Genomic DNA, 20221 nt, shown 5'->3' with positions numbered 1-20221 from the left:
GCCCGGTTGGGTCGATTGACACCAATCGAGTACGAAGCAATCATAGAGTCACCTGCCCTCGCAGCGTGACAATCAAACTGTCACCAATCCCTGCATCAGTCCCGAATCAGCCTAGAAGGCCCTTTCGACCCGTTCACTGACGACCTTCTAGCTCGCGGCGTCGCGGTCGCCTATTGTCACATTCGCGGCGGAGGCGAGCGGGGACCCCAGTGGCACCGGCAGGCGACAGGCGTTTACCGATACCGCACAGTCGACGACTTCCTCGCCTGCTTGGCTACACTCCGGGCCCTGCCCACCGTCGCGGCCGACCGCATCGTCGTCACCGCTGCCAGTGCAGGCGGACTGACCGCAGCCGCCGCCTGCCTGCGTCAACCAACATGGATACGAGGCCTGCATCTCGTACATCCCTTCGTTGACCCACTTACAACATTGATGAACCCAGTATCGAATCTGGTGTCAACTGACCGGGCTGAGTACGGCGACCCCCGGTGGGACCCCGGCATCCGGGATCTCCTACAACGGCTCTCGCCCATGGCACGCATCCAAGAGCTTCCCGCACAGAGCAGCCCACTGCCGCGTGCCTGGATTCGCGCCGCTGAGCGCGACGCGAGAGCGGACAATGACGCGATCGCACGTTTCAGCCAGCATTTCCGCGACGCCTCGATCTCACGTGACTCCGCGCACGTCATCCAACGAATCACCCCCGGCGGCCACCTCGCAGGACCCTCGCCGAGGCCGCCGCCGACGACGAGAACATGCTCGCTCACGCGTGGATGATTGATATCCTCGGTGCACATCACGAACGCAACAAGTCCCCACACACCGCTCCGAGCAACCGAGAAGATAGCCCGCCAATTCCGAAGTCGCAAAGTTGACCTCGCGTATGATAAGCGCGGGCGATCGGGACGGCCCTTCTCCGAGTTCAACCCCCATGAAGTCTCAGCCCCGAGGACGACGGTGGTCAATCGCGTACGAGGTCGCCCGGTCAGACTGCCAGTGGCGACCCAGACGGACAAGCCACCGATCTCCCAAGGAGAGCCCCTGAGCTACAGAGAGAACGTGCGACGCGCTACGCACAGCTCGCACAAGTTCCCGTGCCAATGGAGCCGCCCGGCGGTAAACTGGGCATGTGCGACGGACGCGATCCCGTCAGCGAGAGCGACTATGATCGCGAGTGGCACGTAGATGGCACGAGCGGCCATCGGAGTTGCCGGAGCCGCGGGATTTCTCGCCTCTCATCAGGGAGGACGAGGACTGGGTATTCTGGCGCGGTACGCGCGAGTCAAGGTTGCTTTAGTTGCTCGCGGATCAGGTGTGCGTGCGATCGATGGCTGCCCGCCTGGCGGCTTGGAGCAGTGAACGTCATCATTATTGTTGCGTGCGGACACAGATGCGCTCAGCACTGGCTTCGCCACGCGCATGGACAAGGCTCGCACCTCCAGGCGCCATGCGGACCGCTTCGTCAAGCGCAATTCCTGGGACAGAGCCGAGAAGCTGCCGGCCTTCCGCCAGGCAGCTGCCTCACCCTACACTTCACACCGATGCGCGGACGCTTCCGGAACGGCCGCGAAATGAGCAGCACTCCCGAAAACGGTCATCCGTCGACCGCACCACAGGTAGAGGCAGAGACGAAGACGTTAACCAATAGTCCCGAGTTCGACCGTGACGGAGGCACTGGAGCTTTAGATGTGTGCAGAGGTCAGACGAGTTCAACTTTGATCCTCCCGCCCCGCTTCGGGAACAAGAACGCGACGAACACCGCAATCGGCACATAGAAGGTCTGCACGATCACTTCCGTCGCCGCGATGGCGACATGGAAACTCCAGAACGCTTCCCCGCCTTTCCGTCCGTTCAAGAGCCACCACAGCAAAACCCAGGTGAGCGTGAGAATCAAGAACCCCCAGAACGAGAATCCGCCAACGACCTGCCCGACGAGCATCGCCACGTACAGAGTCGCGGCCGCCGGACCGCTAGGCAACGTCATCCGCGAATGAGGAGAACAGATCAGGACTGCAACGGCAACGACAGCTGTCCCCTCGGCGATCGGGCTGAGCAGCTCTCGACGGTCTGTCATCCAGGTCGCAGCCGCGTCGACCCCCGTCATGAACCCGTCAGGCAAGCCCAGGTATACACCGACTGCGGCCGCTGCTTCGAGTCCGTTCTGGTCCAGGGCGACCCCGCACCAGAACAGGACTGCTGCCATTCCTCCGATCCATACCCAAAGGGTGAAAACGAACTGACGTTCACCCAGGAGCTCTTTCAGCCAACCCATTTCTCCACCCTCGTTCTCGCAGTCGGTACTGGCATCGTCGACCTTATGCTGCTGCCTCTCAGATGTACTGTCCACCTGACCTGATCATCGGCACAACCGGCTTAATGTCACGCCCTCGAAGCAGCCCGCAAGCCGCTTGCAATTGTGCTCCAGAGCCCCTACCGCGTGCGACAGAACCACCACGAGCTTCAAGTCTCCACCACCGCGATGTCGATCAGCTGACTCGCGCACGCGGAAAATCTCCTCTGGCTCGTTGCATGAGTCCCCGCTTATCGCTACTTCGGGGCTACGCTCATATCTCGCAGGACCAGGCCCGCTTCCAGCGCCTCCGCAATGTCTTCGACTTCGAGCCGGACGGTCTCCTTACCGTTCTCGCGGTCGTAGGCCACGAAGTGCGCCATCTGCGCCTCGGCATCGACGGTGAGCACCTCGAGGGTTGTGTCAGTGAACTCGACGGCCCGGACCGGGTTTTCAGAATCATAGCCATCAGTCTCGAGCGTGAAGAGCTCCGTGGTGGTGCCGTCGGAGGTGTCCGTCGACATCACTCGTCCATCGATGGCCACCCAATCGAAGCGGTCTCCGCGCAAAGACGCGCGGTCGTACCCATCGATCTCGAACCCAAGGTCGTTGACAAGGAGTGGTTCTGTGCCGTCGGGGAGAGACAGCGCATGCTGCTCGAAGTCGCCGCTGTCGATGTCCCAGACACGCAGGGCAAGCGATCGCGTGTCCCCATCTGGGATGAGGCTGGCCAAGTGGTACAAGCGCCCATTGGCACAGGGGGCATCCGAGGAGAACTGGGAGCCTTCGTCGATAGCCTGGATGCTGATAACCTGCTCTTTATCACCTGCTTCGGCCCCGAGTTGTGCAAGCATCTGTGACTGTAGCTCGTACTCACCCATGAGCGTATAGCCCGCCGCTTCCGCTTGCCGTGCGTATGGCCCCGAGGGTTCCGCGGTGCCGACTATGCCACCGTCGCACATACCGGTGACAGAGTAGTTGCCTTTAATCTCGTTCATCTGCGCCTTACCGGACGCCGTCGTCACCAGCTGCTCAACATACCCTTCCTCAGTGAATCCGTCGTTATAGAGACCGACAGATCCGCCGTCGCCAGTTGAGAAGATCGCCTGCTGGTAGTTCGTTTTCGGGCTTTTGGTCTTCGTGAGGGTGCCGGCCAAGTGGTAGTCGTTCTCGGTGTCGGCGAAGACGATTCCTGATTCGTCCCAATCCAGTTGCCCATTGTCCATTCCGGAGGTCCTCAGCGCAGAGACGTTGCCTTTGGGGCCGATGAGGCCGACGAAACCGTCGCCGGCCTCCCCAGTGAAGCCTGCAGACTGGCGGCTGAGATAGAACGCAGCGACCGAATTCCCCAGAGAGACTTCCGTATCAGCGACTTGGTTGTCTGCTAGTCCGGAAGGGGTGGNTGATCATAATGGGAACTCGTTTCAACGAGGCGTCGTGCCTCCGACTACGCGGAGGCACGACGCCAACTGTGGGATCAGAGAGTCTTGTACGTTTTGGTGTACTTGGAGTTCTTGATGTTGTAAGGATAGACGCCCGGCCCGCCATTGCTGTCGAGGTCGATCCGTCCTCCGACCTTGTAGGCCGCCCACACCAGTTGCGAGCAGTTCATCGTGGAGCCGTTGACCTTCTTGTTCGCTGCGAAGCTGGTGTTGTATGGCTTGCCCCGAAGCTTGCTGTATGCGTGGTTGGCCGAAGCCTTGCGCTTGGCAGTGCTGACGCCCACTGACTGCTTGACGGCTCCCTTGCCGACCGAGAGCTTTGAGGCAGCGTATGAACGGCTCTTCAGGGTCTTGCCGCCGGCCTTCTTGCCAGGCGCCTCCACGATCGTGCCCGTCGTGTAGTAGATGCCGGTGTGCCCGTGCTTGATGAAGAGGGTGCTGGCTGGCGAGACGAAGATATCTCCCTTGGCCTTCGCGGCGCCAAGGGTTCTCGTAGCGTAGGTAGAGACCCCTCCGCTTGACCCTTCCGACGCAGCCTGCGCCGACTCTTCGCTCTCTCTCAGGGACTCCTGCAGAGCCTGCTCAAGAGTGATTCCCCGCTCGGCCGCATATGCGGAGAGTCCGTTCATCAGCTCCTGGTCTGATGTTCCGGGGTTGAGGTTCTCAAGCTTCTCGAGGGCCTGTGGCGACTGCGGGGAGAGATGTGCTGAGGCGGGAGATTCTGCTGCCGTGGCGGGAACTCCGCCGCTGAGGGCCACGGCCCCAGCCAGCAGGAGACCCGCCAGGAAGTGTTTCTTTCGAAGCATCGCTGTTCCTCCTGTGACGTGTGCTTCACCGGGACATCCGGTGAACTGGCCCTAAGAGCGCCCTCATGCCGCTCACATCCCCCGTTTGAGGCATGGCTCCGTCCGCATTCCCCACAGCGGCGAGCTGACACTAACCTGGACAGCGTGCATTCCGAGGAGACGAGGACCAGCCGGCGGACGACGACCAACCGGCAGACGACCAGCCGGCGGACGACGACTGCAGAGGAGCTGCCCGGTGCAGCGCAGCTGCCAGCAGCCCGAGCCGCCGTGCCCGTCATCGTGCTCACCGGCTACCTCGGCGCCGGCAAGACCAGCGTCCTCAACCATCTGCTGCGCCACCCGGCCGCCCGCATCGGGGTCATCGTCAACGACTTCGGCGAACTCAATGTCGACGCCGGACTCATCAGCGGCCAGGTCAACGAACCGGTCTCGATCTCCGGCGGCTGCATCTGCTGCCTCACCGACGCCGGCGGCATGGAGGACGCCCTCACCGCGATGGCCGCACCCGCTCTCGCCCTCGACGCGATCATCGTCGAGGCGAGCGGATTCGCCGAACCCCTCATCCTCGCCCGCATGATCTCCCGCTGGGGCCGCAGCCGCTTCCGCCTCGGCGGCCTCATCGACGTCGTCGACGCCTGCGCGCACTTCGACACTGTCGACAGCGATGAGCTGCCGCCGGTCCGCTACGCTGCCGTGACTCTCGTCCTCGTCAACAAACTCGACCTCGTTCCCGAGGCGGAGCGCACCGCCCGGCTCGAACGCATCCGCAGCCGCGTCCACGCCCGCAACCCGCGGGCGGCGGTTCTCGGCACGGTGCTCGGACGCATCGACCCGCACCTGCTCTTCGACGGCACTCCCGCGCCCGAGGCGGCCGGCGCCTCGGCAGCGGCCCCACCAGGGGAGAAGGGCCGTGGGAGCGCGGGCGACTGGCAGCAGGCGGAGCTGCCATTGCAGGAGCTGTTCATGGAGGCCTACGCGTCTCGCGATGAGGCGCTGCTGGCCGCACTCGACTCACCCGTCCACGACCACATCCACGCCCGCTCCGTCACGGTCGAGGTGCCCGGCGCGGTCAGCGCGGCCGCGGTGCTCGACCTGCTGGAGAATCTGCCGGTCGGCGCCTACCGCGCCAAAGGCGTCATCACTGTGCCGACCGAGCGCGGCCCGAAGCGGTTCGTCGTGCAGGCTGTCGGCCCCAACGTCTTCGCCGCTGCAGCAGGGCCAGGACAGGGCACTGGCGCTGCGACTGCCGGCAGTGCGCTCGTCATCATCGGCGCCGAGCTCGACGAGACGGCAGCCCGGGCAGCCGCGGCCGAGGCGCTGGCTGAGCTGCCGGCCGACGGTCCCGCCGCACCGGGGCTGGAGCGGATCCGCACGCTCATCCGGCTGCACGGCTGAGCGGTCTCACTCCTCCTGGAGCATGCCGCCGAGCACCCCGAGCATGCGGGTTCGTGCCGCGCGGCCGCGCTCGCCGCGGTGCTCGTGGAACGCGTCGATGAGGAACTCGATGAGCAGCATGAACGCCGCGCGCGAGGTGTGCAGCAGCTCATCGCGGAAGCCGCCGCTGTCAGGGGGCAGCAGCAGAAGCACATCGGCGAGATCGGCGACAGGGGAGCCGGCGAACGATGTCAGTGCGATGATCGTCGCCCCGCTGTCGCGGGCGCTGCGCATCGTCTCGACAGAGGAGCGGTTGATCCCGGAGCCGGAGATGACGACGCAGACCGAGTCTTCGCTCAGCTGCCCGGCGACGATCTGCTGCGCGACCGGGTCGGCGAAGTGCTCGGCGGAGCGGCCGGCCGCCGTGAGCCGCAGAACGAGATCGAGTCCGAGGGGACTCGACAGCCCGTTGGCGACGACGAGCACCCGGTCAGCGGTGTCGACAGCGGTGATGAACTGCTCGACCGCCTCCTCGGTCAGCGCCGAGACCGCATGCGGCAGCTGGGCGGCGAACCGCTGGGCCCGGGCACGAAGCTGATCGAGCGCGGAGCCGCCCGGCACCTCGGCTCCGGGCTGGGCAGGTGAGCCGAGCGCGAGCTCCTGCGCCACGGCGACACGCAGCTGCGGGTACCCGTCATAGCCGAGCGTCTGCGCGGTGCGCACGACCGTCGAACGGCCGACGCCGACGCGGGTTGCGAGCTCCTGCGCGGTGTTCTCGATGCAGGCGGCCGGATCGGCGCGCACCGCCTCGGCGACCTGCCGCTCGGTGGGGTGCAGTGACGGCGCCAGCGTCATGATGCGCACGCTCGGCAGGGTATCAGGAGCTCCGTTCCATGCCACGAGATCTGGCCCCTTCCATGATTCGGCGGCGGATGGCACCGGAAATGGTGTCCATGAGCATCGTCGCCAGGACCACGACGATGAGCAGCATGCCTACAGTGTCCCACTCTCGGTAGTTCGTGTAGTTCGACAGCATGCTGCCGATGCCGCCGGCGCCGATGAGTCCGAGCACGGCAGAGGTTCTGATGTTGATTTCGAAGCGGTAGAGCGCAAAGGACAGCAGCGATGCCTTCGCCGTCGGCCACAGCGCCCAGCGGGCCACCTCGGCGGTGGTGCCGCCGGCGGCGCGCACCGCTTCAGCAGAGCCGTCCTGCACGGACTCGATCGTCTCGTAGACCCATTTGCCCTGGGTGCCGATGCCGGCGATGCCGAGTGCCAGCGCACCGGTGAACGGCGTCAGACCGGTGACGGCGAGCAGCAGCAGGGCGATGATCACCTCGGGAACGGCGCGGATGACGGCGAAGAGGCCGCGCAGCACGAGCCGCAGCCAGGCCGGGCCGATGCCGTGCGCGGCGAGCATGCCGAGCGGGATCGAGATGACGACGCAGATGATCGCTCCGACCCAGGCCATGGAGATCGACCGCCACGTCTCTTCGAGTGCGCGCGGCAGCTTCTCCCAGTTCGGCGGGCCGAACATGAGCTGCAGATAGTGCACGATCTGCCCGGGCACGCGGCCCAGATCCGTCCAGTCGATGCGCAGACCGGATGCGGCAGCGAGGATGACGACGCCGACGATGACGGTGATGATCGTCCGGCGGCTGCGGCTGGGACGAGCTGGCGCCTCGGGTGCGGGCAGGGCCGCGTCCGTCCGGCGCGCGGTGGTGGCAGCGGTGCTCATACCAGCCTCCTGCGCAGCAGGTTCGAGATGACTTCGATGATGATGACGACGACGAGGATCTCGAGGATGACAGCCGACACATCGTCATAGCGGAAGAAGGAGCGGCGCTCCTCGATGAGCCGGCCGATGCCGCCGGCGCCGACGAGGCCGAGGATCGCGGAGATGCGGACGTTGAGTTCGAGGACGTAGAGCCATTGGTTCGCGAACAGCGGCATCACCTGCGGCAGGGCCGTGAGCCGGTTGATCTGCAGCTGGCTGCCTCCGGCTGCCCGCCCTGCCTCCATGTAGCCGTGCTCAGAGGAGTCGATGGCCTCGGAGACGAGTTTGACGACGATGCCGATGTCGAAGAGGAACAGCGTGAGGACACCCGGCAGCGCACCGGTGCCGACCATGACGACGAGGATCGACGCGTAGACGAGGTCCGGGACCGAGCGGATGACGTTGATGATGGTGCGCACGATGGTGCGCAGAGGCCACGACGGATTCGTCGGCTTGGCTGCCCACAGGGTCAGCGGCACGGAGACGAGCGCGGCGGCGCAGGCACCGACGACGGCCATCTGCAGCGTCTCCAGCATCGGGCCGACGGTCCGGGGCAGGAACGCGAGGTTGGGCTGCAGCAGCTGGACGAACTTGTTCCAGCCGTTGCGCCAGTGCTCGACGAAAGCGCCCAGATCGACATCGACTCCGCCGATCGCCGGGGTGCAGGCGAGCACGGTGAAGACGAGGAACGCCCCGGCGATGGCGGCCGTGCGCACATGGTGGCGCGGTTTCGGCGGCACCGCCGGCGTCGGCTGCGCAGACATCTCAGACGGTGCTGATGCGGAGCCGTCCGGAGCCGCATCGGGGAGCTGTGAACTCATGCCTGCTCTCCCAGCGAGGCGGCTTCGACCGGTTCGACGCCGAGCGTGTCGCGAGCCTGGATCGGACGATCGTAGATCTCTTCGAACACCGCGTCGGTGGCGTCTGCGGTCGGGCCGTCGTAGACGATCTCGCCGGCGCGCAGACCGATCATGCGGGTGGTGTACTGGCGAGCGAGGTCGATCATGTGGATGTTGACGAGCACGGTGAGGCCGCGCTCGGCGTTGATGCGCTGCAGATCGGCCATCACCGCATGCGCCGTGGGCGGGTCGAGGCTGGCGACCGGTTCGTCGGCGAGCATCACCTGCGGCTGCTGCGTGAGCGCACGGGCGATGGCGACCCGCTGCTTCTGTCCACCGGAGAGCGCTCCGGCGCGGCTCCACACCTTCTCCAGCATCCCGACCGAGTCGAGGGCGCGCAGCGCGAGCTCGCGGTCGGCTGGCGTGTACAGGCCGAGCAGGCTGCGCCACCAGGGGGTGTAGGCGAACCGGCCGACGAGCGCATTGTCCATGACCGTGGTGCGTTCGGCGAGATTGAAGCCCTGAAAGATCATGCCGATCCCGCCACGCGCTCGCCGCAGTGCGGCGCCGCTGCTCGAGGTGATCTCGTGCGGGCCGACGCGGACGGTGCCCTCTGTGGCTGCGACGAGTCCGTTGATCGTGCGGATGAGCGTCGACTTGCCCGATCCGGACAGGCCGACGATCGAGACGATCTCACCGGGAGCGATGCTCAGCGACACATTGCGCAGCCCGCGCGTGCCATTGGGATACGTCACGGAGACGTTGTCGAGCTCGATATGCCACGGTGCGGCGGCCGGGCTGCTCCCGGCCGCCGCATGGCCTGCATCAGCGTGCATGCAGAATGCCTTTCCTCAGGTTCCGCGTCTGAGACAGCGGGACGATCACTGCGAGAACTCCTCGAGGATCTCGCCATAGCGCTGGATCTGGTCCTCTTCCAGCTCGGTGGTCCAGTCGGAGAGGTTGACGAGATCCTGCATGACGGTCTTGGCCTCATCGGAGGAATCGGCGTAGTTGTCCATGAGGTCAGTGAGGTTCTGCTTCAGATCCTCCGGCAGGTCCTGGGACACAGCGACGCCGCCGTTGGGAATCATGTCCGAGTAGGCGAAGGCCACGGCCTTGTCACCGATGTCCGGGGTCTCCTCCAGCACCTCCGAGCGGGCGTCCCAGAAGGCGAATCCGACCTCGGCATCTCCGTTGGCCACCGCGATGACGGCGTTGTTGTTGCCCTCGACCGGGATCTGCTCGATGTCCGCATCGGGGTTGAGGCCCTGCTCCTTCATCGCCACGACCGGGTACTGGTAGCCCGCCGGCGAGGTGGTGGCCTGGAGAGCGACCTTCGCGCCCTTGGCCTTCGTGAGCGCCTCAAGTCCCTTCGGTCCCTGGCCCGAGGCAGTGGAGCCGGCCTCTTCGAGGCCGTTGCAGTACGTCAGCTCAGCATCGGCGGCCTGGTACGTCGCCTTGACCGGCTCGTCCTCGCAGTACTTGTCGGGGTTGTTGGTGATGGCCATCGAGGCGTAGGAGGTGGCGCCGAACCGGACGTCGCGGAGGATGAGCTCGGCGTTGTACTGGTTCATGGCGTTGTAGATCGAGCCGGCATCGGTGATGATGACCTGCGCCTGGTCCGAGCCGAGGGCTTCGACGGTGGCGGCATAGTCGTTGGCGACCACTCCCTTGACCTCCATATCGAGCTCTTCGCTGAGGTACTCCGTCAGCGGGTCGAGGGCTTCAGCCAGATCCTCACCCTGAATGGAGGGGACGAGCGAGATGGTGATCGAGTCGGGAGCGTCGGAGGCGTTCGAGGCCGAACCGCAGCCTGCGGCGGTGACGGCGAAGGCGATCGCTGCGGTGGAGGCGAGCAGAGGACGGATCATGACAGCCTGCTTTCTGTGGTAGGCGAAGGAAGAGGAGCGGATGAGGAAGCGGATGAGTCTGAAGCGGAACGGGACTGGGCCCAGCTGAGGATGCCATCACGCATCTCAGCCAGCGAGCTGCCGCGCATGGTGACAGGAGCTGCGCTGTCGAATGCGGTCGCCCCGACGAGGACGGTGTCGGCACCCATGGCCCAGGCGGGTGCGAGATCGAACTCGACGATGTCGCCGATGGCGAGGACGGGCCCGCGCGCACGGGCCCGTCTGGCGATGTCGACGAGCCCCAGGGGCTTGCCGACATTGACATGCACGGCATCGAAGCGCTCGCGCACACCCCAGGAGTCGAGCACCTGGTGGAGGCCGTGCTCAGGGGCGTTGGTCGCGAGGATGAGCTCGGCATGCGGTGCGAGTGCCGCGAGGAAGCCAGCGAGGTCCTCGATGGTCTCCACGGGTGCAGCGGCGGTGCCGAGCTTGAGCCGACTGCGCTGATACGCACCCGACAGCGTACCCTCGTCGACTCCATCAGCTGCCGCCAATGAGCCGACGACGTCATAGCCGTCGCGGTAGGTGCGGTCACCGCGGTCGAAGTCCGCAAGCGCTGCATCGACGCGTGATCGGAAATCCGTGCCGGCGAATGCGGCGGCTTCATCGGCGTAGGCGAGGACCGGGCCGTGCCCGATCGCCAGAGTGCCGTCGAAGTCGAAGATGATGCTTGCTGCCACGGGGGCTCCTTCGGATTGCGCGCCCACGGCTGCGGACGCACCGTCCATGATAAACAGGCGATATGAACGAAATGCCCACGAGAATGTGAATTCGCGGTGACAGTGTCCAAACCGCATAGAAATGCCCCGGCAGACGGAATCAGCCGGGGCAGGTGCAGCACATTGGAGGTGGCGGGTCAATCCCCGCGCGCCAGCCGGCGCAGCGTCTCCTCCATGGCATCGGACAGTCCAGCAGCACCGGCAGCGATCGGCCCGCCGCGGGATTCTTCGAAGGCCAGAGCATCGGCGAACGTCCGTTCCAGTGGTTGGTGCGTCAGCCCGCGGGCGCGTGCGGCATCAGCCCCGACGGTACCGATGAAGGGCATGTCAGGGATCTCGGCCCACAGCGGCAGACTCTCCGGGCCCATCCACATGCCCGCTCCCGCGTCGGTGAGTAGACCGCTGTCGACCGGAAGCAGCTCCACCTCCGTGCCGGCGGCCTGCTGCGCGGCGTCAAGCAGCTCACCAAGAGTGGCGGTAGGGGCGGCGGCATTGAAGATCCCGGTCGTCCGATACTCAGCGCAGTGGACGATCCAGTTGGCCAGGTCGGTGACGTCGAGCAGGCTGAGGGGGAATCCGATGTCCATCGGAACCACCACCTCGGGCCCGGTGGGATGCGCGAACCGCCACGGGTAGTAACCTGAGCGGCCGGTGTCATCGCCGGTGCCCCCGAGCAGGCCGGGGCGGATGAAAGATCGTTGACCCGCGGAAGAAGTACTATAAGGTGAAGTGCCCCTGCGGCAAGCACATTCGAACCATCCACCTTTCGCCGAGTAATCCGAACTACGTCAGGGACACACTTGGGTGGTTGTACAGACAGCCTTGCTATCCCTGGGAGGAGGGGACATGAGTCAGCAACAGAGCGTCATGGTAGTTTCCGAGATCGAGTTCCGCGTCTCCATCAGTGGCGATACTGATCTGGAATCAGTCTTCGATGCCCTCGCCGATGAGCTTGCGTCGTTGGAGGACGCGACAATGGGTCTGCTCGATTCGACCGTCTCCATGGACGCGAACGAAAGTCTCATTGCCGCCACCGTCACGACCGAAGGTGACACTTTCGAAGCGGCGGCTCAGACAGCCGACTCCGCAGTTCGGGCAGCCGTGCACGCGGCCGGCGGCGCGACGCCGGGCTGGGACGCCATCACCGTCAGAGACACCTCAGAGCTCGTCTCGAACTCGTGAATGAGCAAAGCGCCTCGCACTGAGCACAGTGCGCGGCGCTTCAGCCGTTCAGCAGGTGTGGCGGGTCCTCATCGCCCGGTCCAGCGTGGGGCGCGCTTCTCGGCGAATGCGGTTGCGCCTTCGCGGGCGTCATCGGAGTGCATGACCGGATCGCTGATGGCCGCCTGGCGGGAGAGCTTCTCACCGGCCGGCCAGTCGGGACTTTCGCTGATGATCTGCTTTGAGGCCCGCACGGCCAGCGGCCCGTTCGCGGCGATCCGCTCGGCCAGTGCCAGCGCACTGTCGAGGGCCCGGCCTTCGGGCACGAGCGCGTTGACGAAGCCGTGCTTCTCGCCGAAGCTCGCCGGGTAGATGTCACCGGTGAGCGCCATCTCCATCGCCACGGCCCGGTGGGTGCGCTCCGGCAGGGTCACCAGCCCGCCGGAGGCAGCGACGAGGCCGCGCTTGACTTCGGGGATGCCGAACTGCGCCGACTCCGCGGCGACGACGAGGTCGCAGGCGAGCATCGTCTCGAACCCGCCGGCCAGTGCATAGCCTTCGACAGCGGCGATGAGCGGCTTGGCAGGCGGTGCCTTGGTGAGCGCCAGGAACCCGCGGCCGGGCAGGCCCGGCAGCTCACCGCGGACGAACCCCTTGAGATCCATCCCGGAGCAGAACGTTCCGCCGGCACCGGTGAGCACGGCGACGCTGAGGCTGTCATCAGCATCGAAGTCGTCGATGATCCCGGCCATGAGCCGGGCCATCTGGGCAGTCGCGGCGTTCTTCGCCTCGGGCCGGTTGAGGGTGATGACGAGGACGTTGCCGCGGACCTCGCTGAGCACCTCGGGTTCGCCGCTCATGAGCTGACTCCGAGCGTGGCGAGCATCTCGCTCTTCGCTGCCTCGTACTCATCGGCCAGGCGTGCGACGAGCTCACCGGCCGGCAGGGACTCATCGATCGTGCCGATGCCCTGACCCGAACCCCAGATGTCGCGCCAGGCCTTCGACTTCTCCGACCCGCCGGAGCCGAAGTTCATCTTCGAGGGATCGGATTCCGGCAGATTGTCCGGGTCGAGGCCGGCAGCTTCGATGCTGCCGCGCAGATAGTTGCCGTGCACGCCGGTGAAGAGGTTGGTGTAGACGATGTCGCTAGCGGTCGAATCGACGATCATCTGCCGGTACTCATCGGTCACCTGCGCCTCCGGGGTGGCGAGGAACGCCGAGCCGACATAGGCGAAGTCAGCCCCCGCTGCCTGCGCGGCGAGCACCGACCGGCCGTGAGCCACGGCTCCGGATAGGGCGATCGGGCCGTCGAACCAGGCGCGGACCTCGTTGAGGAAGGCGAACGGCGAGAGCATTCCGGCATGCCCGCCGGCTCCGGCGGCGACGAGGATGAGGCCATCGGCGCCCTTCTCGATCGCCTTGTGCGCAAAGCCGTTGTGGATGACGTCATGGAGCACGATGCCGCCGTAAGAGTGCACGGCGTCGTTGACCTCGGTGCGGGCACCGAGTGAGGTGATGACGATCGGCACCTGGTGCTTGACGATCATCTCCAGGTCAGCCTCGATGCGGTTGTTGGACCGGTGCACGATGAGGTTCGCTGCGACCGCCCCGACCGGCTTGTCCGGGTTCGCCTTGGCGAACGCCTCATTGGATTCGCCGATCTCGTGCAGCCATTCATCGAGCAGCTCGGCCGGGCGCGCGTTGAGCGTGGGGAACGCCCCGATCACGCCGGCCTGGCACTGGGCGGTGACGAGCTGGGGACCAGAGGCGATGAACATCGGCGATGCGATGACCGGCAGCCGCAGGGGACGGGTGAGGACCTCGGGAAGAGCCATGTTTCTCCTCGTGAACGTCGGGGTGACCGAACGATTGTTAAGCACTGTCGCCCACTACTGTAACCCACACCACGTGCAAGGCGGCGGTCACCCGTTGGGGTGACCGCCGCCTCGGGAGCGGATGCCGGCTGTCGCTGCCGGGGCCGATCAGCTGTCGGTGAAGTTCGGGTCGCGCTTCTCGACGAAGGCGGCCATGCCCTCGGACTGGTCTTTGGTCGCCAGCGCCGAGTGGAACAGGCGGCGCTCGAAGAGCAGTCCCTGCTCCAGCGTGGTCTCGAAAGCGGTGTTGACCGCCTCCTTCACCATCGCCGAGGCGATGCGGGACTTCGACGCGATCGTCGCGGCGATCTTCTTCGCCTCGTCCATCAGCTCGTCGTGCGGGACGACGCGGGCGACGAGACCGGAGCGCTCGGCTTCCTCGGCGTCCATCATCCGGCCGGTCAGGCACAGGTCCATCGCCTTGGCCTTGCCGATCGCGCGGGTCAGGCGCTGCGAGCCGCCCATGCCCGGCAGCACGCCGAGGTTGATCTCCGGCTGGCCGAACTTCGCCTTCTCCGAGGCGATGAGGATGTCGCACATCATCGCCACCTCACAGCCGCCGCCGAGTGCGAAGCCGTTGACCGCGGCGATCGTCGGCTTGCGCACCGCGGTCAGGCGGCTCCAGCCGGCGAAGAAGTCGGTTTTGAAGGCGGTGGCGAAGTCGAGCTCGGCCATCTGCTTGATGTCAGCTCCGGCGGCGAAGGCGCGGTCGGTGCCGGTGAGGATGATCGCCTTGACGGAGTCATCGGCGTCGAACTGCTCAGCAGCGGTGGCGATGTCCTCGAGCACCTGCTGGTTGAGGGCGTTGAGCGCCTTGGGCCGGTTGATCGTGATGACGGCGATGCCGTCGGCGGATTCGGTGAGGATCGTCTCGAAGTCGGTCATGAGAAAACCTTCCTGTCCTGTTCGGTGTTGAGGATCGCGTCGACCTCGGCCTGCTCGACCTCGCCGAGGGTGGCCGGGTTCCACTGCGGATTGCGGTCCTTGTCGATGACCTGGGCGCGGATGCCCTCACGCAGGTCCGGACGGGCGGCGATCTCGGCGCCGGCGCGCAGATCCCGTTCGAGCACCTCCTGCAGGGACATCGCCTGCGCGGTGCGGATCATCTCGAAGGTCACCGCCAGGGACTGCGGCGACTTCGCCTGGATGACCTCGGCGGTCGCGGCGGCGTCCGCATCGCCGTGGGCCAGCAGCGCGGCGACGATCGCCTCGACGGAGTCGTGGGCGAAGCAGGTGTTGATCCACGCCTCGGCCTCGGCCAGTTCATTGGCAGGCGCCTCGCCGGAGAAGGACTCCAGGGTCTCGACGGCCTGGGTGCCATCGGCTTCGAGCGCGGTGATGAGCTCTTCGATCTTTTCCTGGGGCACAAAGGTGTCGGCCAGCCCGTAAGCCAGCGCGGCACCGGCGCCGATCGGCAGGCCGGTGAGGCCCATGTACATGCCGATCTCACCGGGGGTCTGGGCGAGCAGGTGGGTGCCGCCGATGTCGGGGAACAGGCCGATGCCGGTCTCCGGCATGCCGAGCTTCGTCGTCTCGGTCACCACCCGGTGCGAGCCGTGGACAGACACGCCCACGCCGCCGCCCATCGTGATGCCGTGCATGATCGCGATATAGGGCTTGGGGTAGTTGGCGATGTCGAAGTTCATCCGGTATTCCTCGGCCCAGAAGTCCACGGACTCCTGCGTGCCGGCCACGAGATCCTCGTAGATGGCCTTGATGTCGCCGCCGGCGCACAGCCCGCGTTCGCCACGGCCGGTGATGAGCACGGCGGAGACCGCATCGTCATCGCGCCATGCATTCAGCGCGGCGTCGATGGCTGCGACCATATCGCGGCCGAGTGCGTTGATCGCCTTGGCCCGGTTGAGCTCGATGCGGCCGAGGCCGTTCACCACGCGCGTGATGACGAGCGCGTCGTCAGATGATGTCATTTATCCCACTCCTGTGCTCTTGCGGGAGATGATGACCCGCATGATCTCGTTCGTGCCTTCGAGGATCTGGTGTACGCGCAGGTCGCGGACCAGCTTCTCGATTCCATATTCGTTGAGATAACCGTATCCGCCAAACAGCTGCAGGGCGTCGTTGGCCACCTCGAATCCGGTGTCGGTGGCAGACAGCTTCGCCATCGCCGCCAGCAGCGAAGTGTTCGGATCTCCGGCGTCATAGGCGGCAGCCGCGCGGCGCAGCAGGGAGCGGGCGCCTTCGAGCTTGGTCTGCATATCGGCCAGCCGGAAGCGCAGGGCCTGGAAGCCGTTGAGCTCGGTGCCGAAGGCCTGGCGCTCGCCCATGTAGGTGATGGCCTTCTCCAGGGCAGCCTGTCCGCCGCCGAGCGAGCAGGCGCCGATGTTGAGGCGGCCGCCGTCGAGGCCGGACATCGCGATCTTGAAGCCCTCGCCTTCGTCGCCCAGGCGGTTCTCGACGGGCACCTTGACGTTCTCCATGAACACCTGGCGGGTCGGCTGGGCATTCCAGCCCATCTTGATCTCGTTGGGTCCGAAGTCGAAACCCTCGGTGTCTTTCTCGACGATGAAGGTCGAGATGCCGCGCGAGCCCTCCTGGCCGGTGCGGGCCATGACGAGGTAGATCTCGGAGGCGCCGGCGCCGGAGATGAACTGCTTGACGCCGTTGAGCACATAGTGGTCGCCGTCGAGCCGTGCGGTGGTGCGCAGGGCGGCCGCATCGGAGCCAGCATTCGGTTCGGTCAGGCAGTAGGAGCCGAGCTTCTCGAAGGCCACGAGCGGCTGGAGGTACTTCTCCTTCTGCGCATCGTCGCCGTACTTGTCGATCATCCACGCGACCATGTTGTGGATGGAGATGTAGGCGGCCACCGCCGGGCAGCCGGTGGAGAGCGCTTCGAAGATGAGCGCGGCATCGAGGCGGCCGAGGCCCGCGCCGCCGGACTCCTCGGAGACGTAGATGCCGCCCATGCCCAGTTCGGCGGTCTTCTTGATGACGTCGACGGGGAAGTGCTTGTTGGCATCCCAGTCGAGGGCGTGCGGAGCGATCTCGGCATCAGCGAAATCGCGGCACATATTGGACAGTTCGATCTGGTCGTCGGTCAGCCCGAATGTCAGAGCGGACGCGGTTGAGCGTGCCATCGTGGCTCCTTTACTGCAGTGTGTGGTGATGTGCGCCGGCGCGGCCGCAGGACAGCGCCGCCTGCACGACCGGTCTGTGTCCCAGGGTAGTGAAGATTACTTGGACGTCCAAGTAATTGTGTCGGGTCCATTCTGCCACCGTGCCCGAGGCGGTGCCCACCCGGGTGCCCGCCGGCACCTGAGTGCCGGGTTCGCTATGCTGGCCGCACAGCTGCGGCTGCTGACCGCATCGCAGTCGACATCCCCGTTCCCCAGGTCGGTGTCGCGGCTGTGCATCCCGCCCCGTCCCCGAAAGCTGCTGTCATGGTCTCCTCTGCGACCCTCAGATCGGACGAACGCCGTGCCCTCGCCGCATGGGCAGCCGGCTGTGCTGAGCGTGTGCTGCCGCTGTTCGAAGCCGAGGCCGCCGATGGCCGCATCCGCGCTGCCATCGAGCACACCTATGCCTTCAGCCGAAACAGCCGCGGCGCAGCCGGGTCCGAGCAGGTCCTCGGCGGTGCGCTGCGCGCCGGGGCCGCGGCAGCGTCTCCGGCGGGATTGGCGGCGGCGCGTGCAGCAGCGCAGGCGGCGGTCGTGCCGAGGCTCACCGATCATGCTCTCGGTGCTGCGGCCTATGCCGCGCAGGCGGCTGGTCTGGCCTTGGGTCTGGGGTCTGAAGCCGTCGACGATGAGGTGCGCTGGCAGTTGGAGGTGCTCTCACCTCTGGCGCGCGATGCTCTGCGCCGGCTGCCGACCGCCGGCATCGATGAGCTCGCACCTCTGGGGACAGAGCTGCCGGTCATGAGCAGTCACGGTCAGGCCGGCACCGGCATCCGCGGGCAGATCAGCACCGGCATCCGCGGGCAGATCGCCGAGGCGATCCACGCAGCCGTGCAGTGAGCGGACGGTCTGCTTCGCCACCTGCCAGGGGTCCGGGGCCCGCTCACGTGATCCCGGTCAGCAGGCGGCCAGGCGTCGGTCACATGTCAGTCAGGAGCCGGCTGGATGCTCCAGCCCAGCGCGCAGCGCAGCCAACTCGTCGAGCAGCCGCACAGTGTCAGCCGGGGCCAGCCCGGGCTGTTCGAAGACGTCGCGGTTGAGCGCCTCGGTGGCTTCAGCCACCAGTTGCCGGCCCGCATCGGTGATCTCGACGAGCGTGGTGCGGCCATCGGCCGGATGTGGCAGGCGGGCGACGAGACCAGCGGCTTCGAGTCGGTCGACGGAATTGGTCGTCGATGTCGCATGCACCTGCAGACGCTTGGTGATCTTGTTCATCGGCAGGCTGCCGCGCCGGGTGAAGGACAGCAGCGCGAGCACCTCATAGCGGGAGAAGGTCAGATCCAGCGGCCGCAGCGTCTGATGGACCCGGGCGAGCAGCAGTTGGTGGGCGCGCATGATGGAGATGACGAGCGTCATCCCATCGGCAGCATCAGTCCAGCCGTGGGCAAGCCACTGCTTGCGCGACTCGTCGATCGGGTCGAACCCAGGCTCCACGTCATTCCTCCTGCCGCGACTGCTCACCTGCGAACACTTGGCACCAGCATACTGACGTGGCACGATCGCCTTATGTGCGGACGTCTGAACATGGCCACTGATCCACACGACATCGTCGACGAGCTCGGCATCGACATCGTCGACTACACCTTCTCTCCGCGTTACAACGTGCCGCCTGGCGCCGCACTGCCGATCGTCGCTGAGCGCATCGCCGACACCGGCGAGGCCGTCCGGCGCCTGGCCACTGCCCGATGGGGGCTGGTGCCAGGCTGGGCCAAAGAGGAGAAGATCGGCTTCAAGGCCTTCAACGCGCGTGCGGAGACAGTGGCGGAGAAGCCGATGTTCCGCCATGCCTTCGCCTCCCAGCGCTGCATCATCCCGGTCAGCGGCTACTACGAATGGGTCGCCACTGCAGAGGGGAAGCAGCCGTGGCTCATGCACTCCGCCGCAGACGAGCCCCTCTATATGGTCGGGCTCTTCGAGTTCCGCCGCCGCCCCGATCTCGACGGACAGGTCGTGACGGATCCGGCCATCACCGACGGCTGGCTCGTCTCCACCACGATCATCACCTGCCCGGCCGCGGGACATCTCGCAGATGTCCACGAGCGGATGCCGGTCATGACGACGCCTGAGAGGCTCGGCGACTGGATCGATTCCGCTGTCGAGAAGGACGACGCCCGCGCAGTCCTCGATGATGTCATTGCCGGTTTCGACCCAGATTCGGTGGAGCGGTTCCGCGTGGGAGCTGCCGTGGGCAACGTCCGCAACCAGGGGCCCGAGGTGGCAGAACCCCTGACTTGAGACCGCCGTCGCCAGCAGTGAGGCGGCCGAAGACTCAGCCGCGCGGTGATCTGTGAGCAAGGGCACATCGCCTCGATTTGCATCCGCTGAGCGAAACGGTTTAGGTTAGTACTCGTTGCCCAGCGCGACGAACAGCAGTTCAAGCGCTCTGACCAGGTAGAACGCCAGGACAGCGGAGGGCGACGACTGCTCAGGCAGGCGGCCGCGGAAACAAGGCCGAACCGCCGACCGGAAGGAAGCCGAGAAGCTCGCACACAGCGACTTGCACAGGCAGCCCAGGATGGTCTAGAGTAGAAAACCGCTCGCCTCGCAGAGCGGCTCCGATAACGGAGGATCGAGCGAGGGCCACAGAATCCGAATGACGACCGGGCAACACGCCGGGTTGACAAACTGGATGAGAGTGGTAAGCTGGAGAAGTTGCCTCGGACGAGGTCGGGCGCAAGCTCGGCTGAACCGATGTGCGTCTGTTCTTTGAGAACTCAATAGCGTGTTTGTTTGTTTTTGTGATGCCAGTTTTTTTCTGGTTGAAGCAGAGATGTGACATTTGATGACCATTGTTTGGTTTTCTCTTGTCTTTTTCTTTGGTTTTCGGCTGGGGTTTTGTTTTTCATTTTTTTATGGAGAGTTTGATCCTGGCTCAGGACGAACGCTGGCGGCG

The 20221-nt window shown here is 65.7% G+C and carries 21 protein-coding genes; 5 read left to right on the top strand and 16 right to left on the bottom strand.

What is annotated here, in order from left to right; genetic code table 11:
- Positions 1-90 precede the first annotated feature (90 nt).
- Positions 91-777 (top strand): prolyl oligopeptidase family serine peptidase, encoded by a 687-nt coding sequence (locus ACFFN1_RS06425; protein ID WP_376839666.1) that lies wholly within the window; start codon positions 91-93, stop codon positions 775-777.
- A gap of 922 nt (positions 778-1699) precedes the next feature.
- Here the strand turns inward: ACFFN1_RS06425 and ACFFN1_RS06420 are convergent.
- The 3 genes from ACFFN1_RS06420 to ACFFN1_RS06410 form a co-directional block, all read right to left on the bottom strand.
- The gene (locus ACFFN1_RS06420) at positions 1700-2347 is read right to left on the bottom strand and encodes a hypothetical protein (RefSeq protein ID WP_376839664.1); all 648 of its coding nucleotides are present in this window, start codon (positions 2345-2347) and stop codon (positions 1700-1702) included.
- 200 nt (positions 2348-2547) lie between these two features.
- The gene (locus ACFFN1_RS06415; protein ID WP_512699277.1) at positions 2548-3642 is read right to left on the bottom strand and encodes a YycP family beta-propeller protein; all 1095 of its coding nucleotides are present in this window, start codon (positions 3640-3642) and stop codon (positions 2548-2550) included.
- A 125-nt stretch (positions 3643-3767) separates the two neighbouring features.
- Positions 3768-4538: a hypothetical protein gene (locus tag ACFFN1_RS06410; protein WP_376839661.1), complete on the bottom strand. Its 771-nt coding sequence runs from the start codon at positions 4536-4538 to the stop codon at positions 3768-3770.
- Between the two features lie 144 nt (positions 4539-4682).
- On the opposite strand from ACFFN1_RS06410, the gene ACFFN1_RS06405 reads away from it, so the two are divergent.
- Positions 4683-5933 (top strand): CobW family GTP-binding protein, encoded by a 1251-nt coding sequence (locus tag ACFFN1_RS06405; RefSeq protein WP_376839659.1) that lies wholly within the window; start codon positions 4683-4685, stop codon positions 5931-5933.
- A gap of 6 nt (positions 5934-5939) precedes the next feature.
- Here ACFFN1_RS06405 and ACFFN1_RS06400 read toward each other — a convergent pair whose 3' ends face one another.
- From ACFFN1_RS06400 to ACFFN1_RS06370, 7 genes are all read right to left on the bottom strand, one after another.
- Positions 5940-6812 (bottom strand): MurR/RpiR family transcriptional regulator, encoded by an 873-nt coding sequence (locus ACFFN1_RS06400; protein WP_376839657.1) that lies wholly within the window; start codon positions 6810-6812, stop codon positions 5940-5942.
- Complete coding sequence (gene phnE / locus ACFFN1_RS06395; RefSeq protein WP_376839655.1) at positions 6790-7650, bottom strand: phosphonate ABC transporter, permease protein PhnE; 861 nt, start codon at positions 7648-7650, stop codon at positions 6790-6792. The genes ACFFN1_RS06400 and phnE (ACFFN1_RS06395) overlap by 23 nt, the downstream gene beginning before the upstream one ends.
- Complete coding sequence (gene phnE / locus ACFFN1_RS06390) at positions 7647-8510, bottom strand: phosphonate ABC transporter, permease protein PhnE (RefSeq protein ID WP_376839653.1); 864 nt, start codon at positions 8508-8510, stop codon at positions 7647-7649. Before phnE (ACFFN1_RS06390) ends, phnE (ACFFN1_RS06395) begins: the two co-directional genes overlap by 4 nt.
- Complete coding sequence (gene phnC, locus ACFFN1_RS06385; RefSeq protein WP_376839651.1) at positions 8507-9364, bottom strand: phosphonate ABC transporter ATP-binding protein; 858 nt, start codon at positions 9362-9364, stop codon at positions 8507-8509. Before phnC ends, phnE (ACFFN1_RS06390) begins: the two co-directional genes overlap by 4 nt.
- A 45-nt stretch (positions 9365-9409) precedes the next feature.
- Positions 9410-10399 (bottom strand): phosphate/phosphite/phosphonate ABC transporter substrate-binding protein, encoded by a 990-nt coding sequence (phnD, locus tag ACFFN1_RS06380; protein WP_376839649.1) that lies wholly within the window; start codon positions 10397-10399, stop codon positions 9410-9412.
- Complete coding sequence (locus ACFFN1_RS06375) at positions 10396-11118, bottom strand: HAD family hydrolase (RefSeq protein ID WP_376839647.1); 723 nt, start codon at positions 11116-11118, stop codon at positions 10396-10398. The genes phnD and ACFFN1_RS06375 overlap by 4 nt, the downstream gene beginning before the upstream one ends.
- Positions 11119-11294: 176 nt before the next feature.
- On the bottom strand, positions 11295-11744 hold the full coding sequence (locus ACFFN1_RS06370) for a Rossmann-fold NAD(P)-binding domain-containing protein (RefSeq protein WP_376839645.1): 450 nt from the start codon (positions 11742-11744) through the stop codon (positions 11295-11297).
- Between the two features lie 259 nt (positions 11745-12003).
- Between ACFFN1_RS06370 and ACFFN1_RS06365 the strand changes: the two genes are divergently transcribed.
- The gene (locus tag ACFFN1_RS06365) at positions 12004-12339 is read left to right on the top strand and encodes a hypothetical protein (RefSeq protein WP_376839643.1); all 336 of its coding nucleotides are present in this window, start codon (positions 12004-12006) and stop codon (positions 12337-12339) included.
- 68 nt (positions 12340-12407) lie between these two features.
- On the opposite strand, the gene ACFFN1_RS06360 is transcribed toward ACFFN1_RS06365, so the two are convergent.
- From ACFFN1_RS06360 to ACFFN1_RS06340, 5 genes are all read right to left on the bottom strand, one after another.
- On the bottom strand, positions 12408-13178 hold the full coding sequence (locus tag ACFFN1_RS06360) for a crotonase/enoyl-CoA hydratase family protein (RefSeq protein WP_376839642.1): 771 nt from the start codon (positions 13176-13178) through the stop codon (positions 12408-12410).
- Positions 13175-14155 carry an NAD(P)H-dependent flavin oxidoreductase gene (locus ACFFN1_RS06355; RefSeq protein ID WP_376839640.1) on the bottom strand — a complete coding sequence of 327 codons (981 nt, stop codon included), beginning with the start codon at positions 14153-14155 and terminating at the stop codon, positions 13175-13177. Before ACFFN1_RS06355 ends, ACFFN1_RS06360 begins: the two co-directional genes overlap by 4 nt.
- A gap of 147 nt (positions 14156-14302) precedes the next feature.
- Positions 14303-15079 carry an enoyl-CoA hydratase gene (locus ACFFN1_RS06350; RefSeq protein WP_376839638.1) on the bottom strand — a complete coding sequence of 259 codons (777 nt, stop codon included), beginning with the start codon at positions 15077-15079 and terminating at the stop codon, positions 14303-14305.
- Positions 15076-16122, bottom strand: a complete 1047-nt coding sequence (locus ACFFN1_RS06345) for an enoyl-CoA hydratase/isomerase family protein (protein ID WP_376839636.1) — start codon at positions 16120-16122, stop codon at positions 15076-15078. The genes ACFFN1_RS06350 and ACFFN1_RS06345 overlap by 4 nt, the downstream gene beginning before the upstream one ends.
- Positions 16123-17289, bottom strand: a complete 1167-nt coding sequence (locus ACFFN1_RS06340) for an acyl-CoA dehydrogenase family protein (protein ID WP_376839634.1) — start codon at positions 17287-17289, stop codon at positions 16123-16125.
- 303 nt (positions 17290-17592) lie between these two features.
- On the opposite strand from ACFFN1_RS06340, the gene ACFFN1_RS06335 reads away from it, so the two are divergent.
- Positions 17593-18168, top strand: coding sequence for a putative immunity protein (locus ACFFN1_RS06335; protein WP_376839632.1), 576 nt, complete (start codon positions 17593-17595; stop codon positions 18166-18168).
- Positions 18169-18258: 90 nt separating this feature from the next.
- On the opposite strand, the gene ACFFN1_RS06330 is transcribed toward ACFFN1_RS06335, so the two are convergent.
- Positions 18259-18762, bottom strand: coding sequence for a MarR family winged helix-turn-helix transcriptional regulator (locus tag ACFFN1_RS06330; protein WP_376839630.1), 504 nt, complete (start codon positions 18760-18762; stop codon positions 18259-18261).
- A gap of 90 nt (positions 18763-18852) precedes the next feature.
- Between ACFFN1_RS06330 and ACFFN1_RS06325 the strand changes: the two genes are divergently transcribed.
- Positions 18853-19563: an SOS response-associated peptidase gene (locus ACFFN1_RS06325; RefSeq protein WP_376839629.1), complete on the top strand. Its 711-nt coding sequence runs from the start codon at positions 18853-18855 to the stop codon at positions 19561-19563.
- The last annotated feature ends 658 nt before the right edge of the window (positions 19564-20221 follow it).

Origin of the sequence: Brevibacterium otitidis (assembly GCF_042429315.1) — a bacterium.
GTDB classification, from domain to species: Bacteria; Actinomycetota; Actinomycetes; order Actinomycetales; family Brevibacteriaceae; genus Brevibacterium; species Brevibacterium otitidis.
This window is presented reverse-complemented; position numbering and strand designations above follow the sequence as displayed.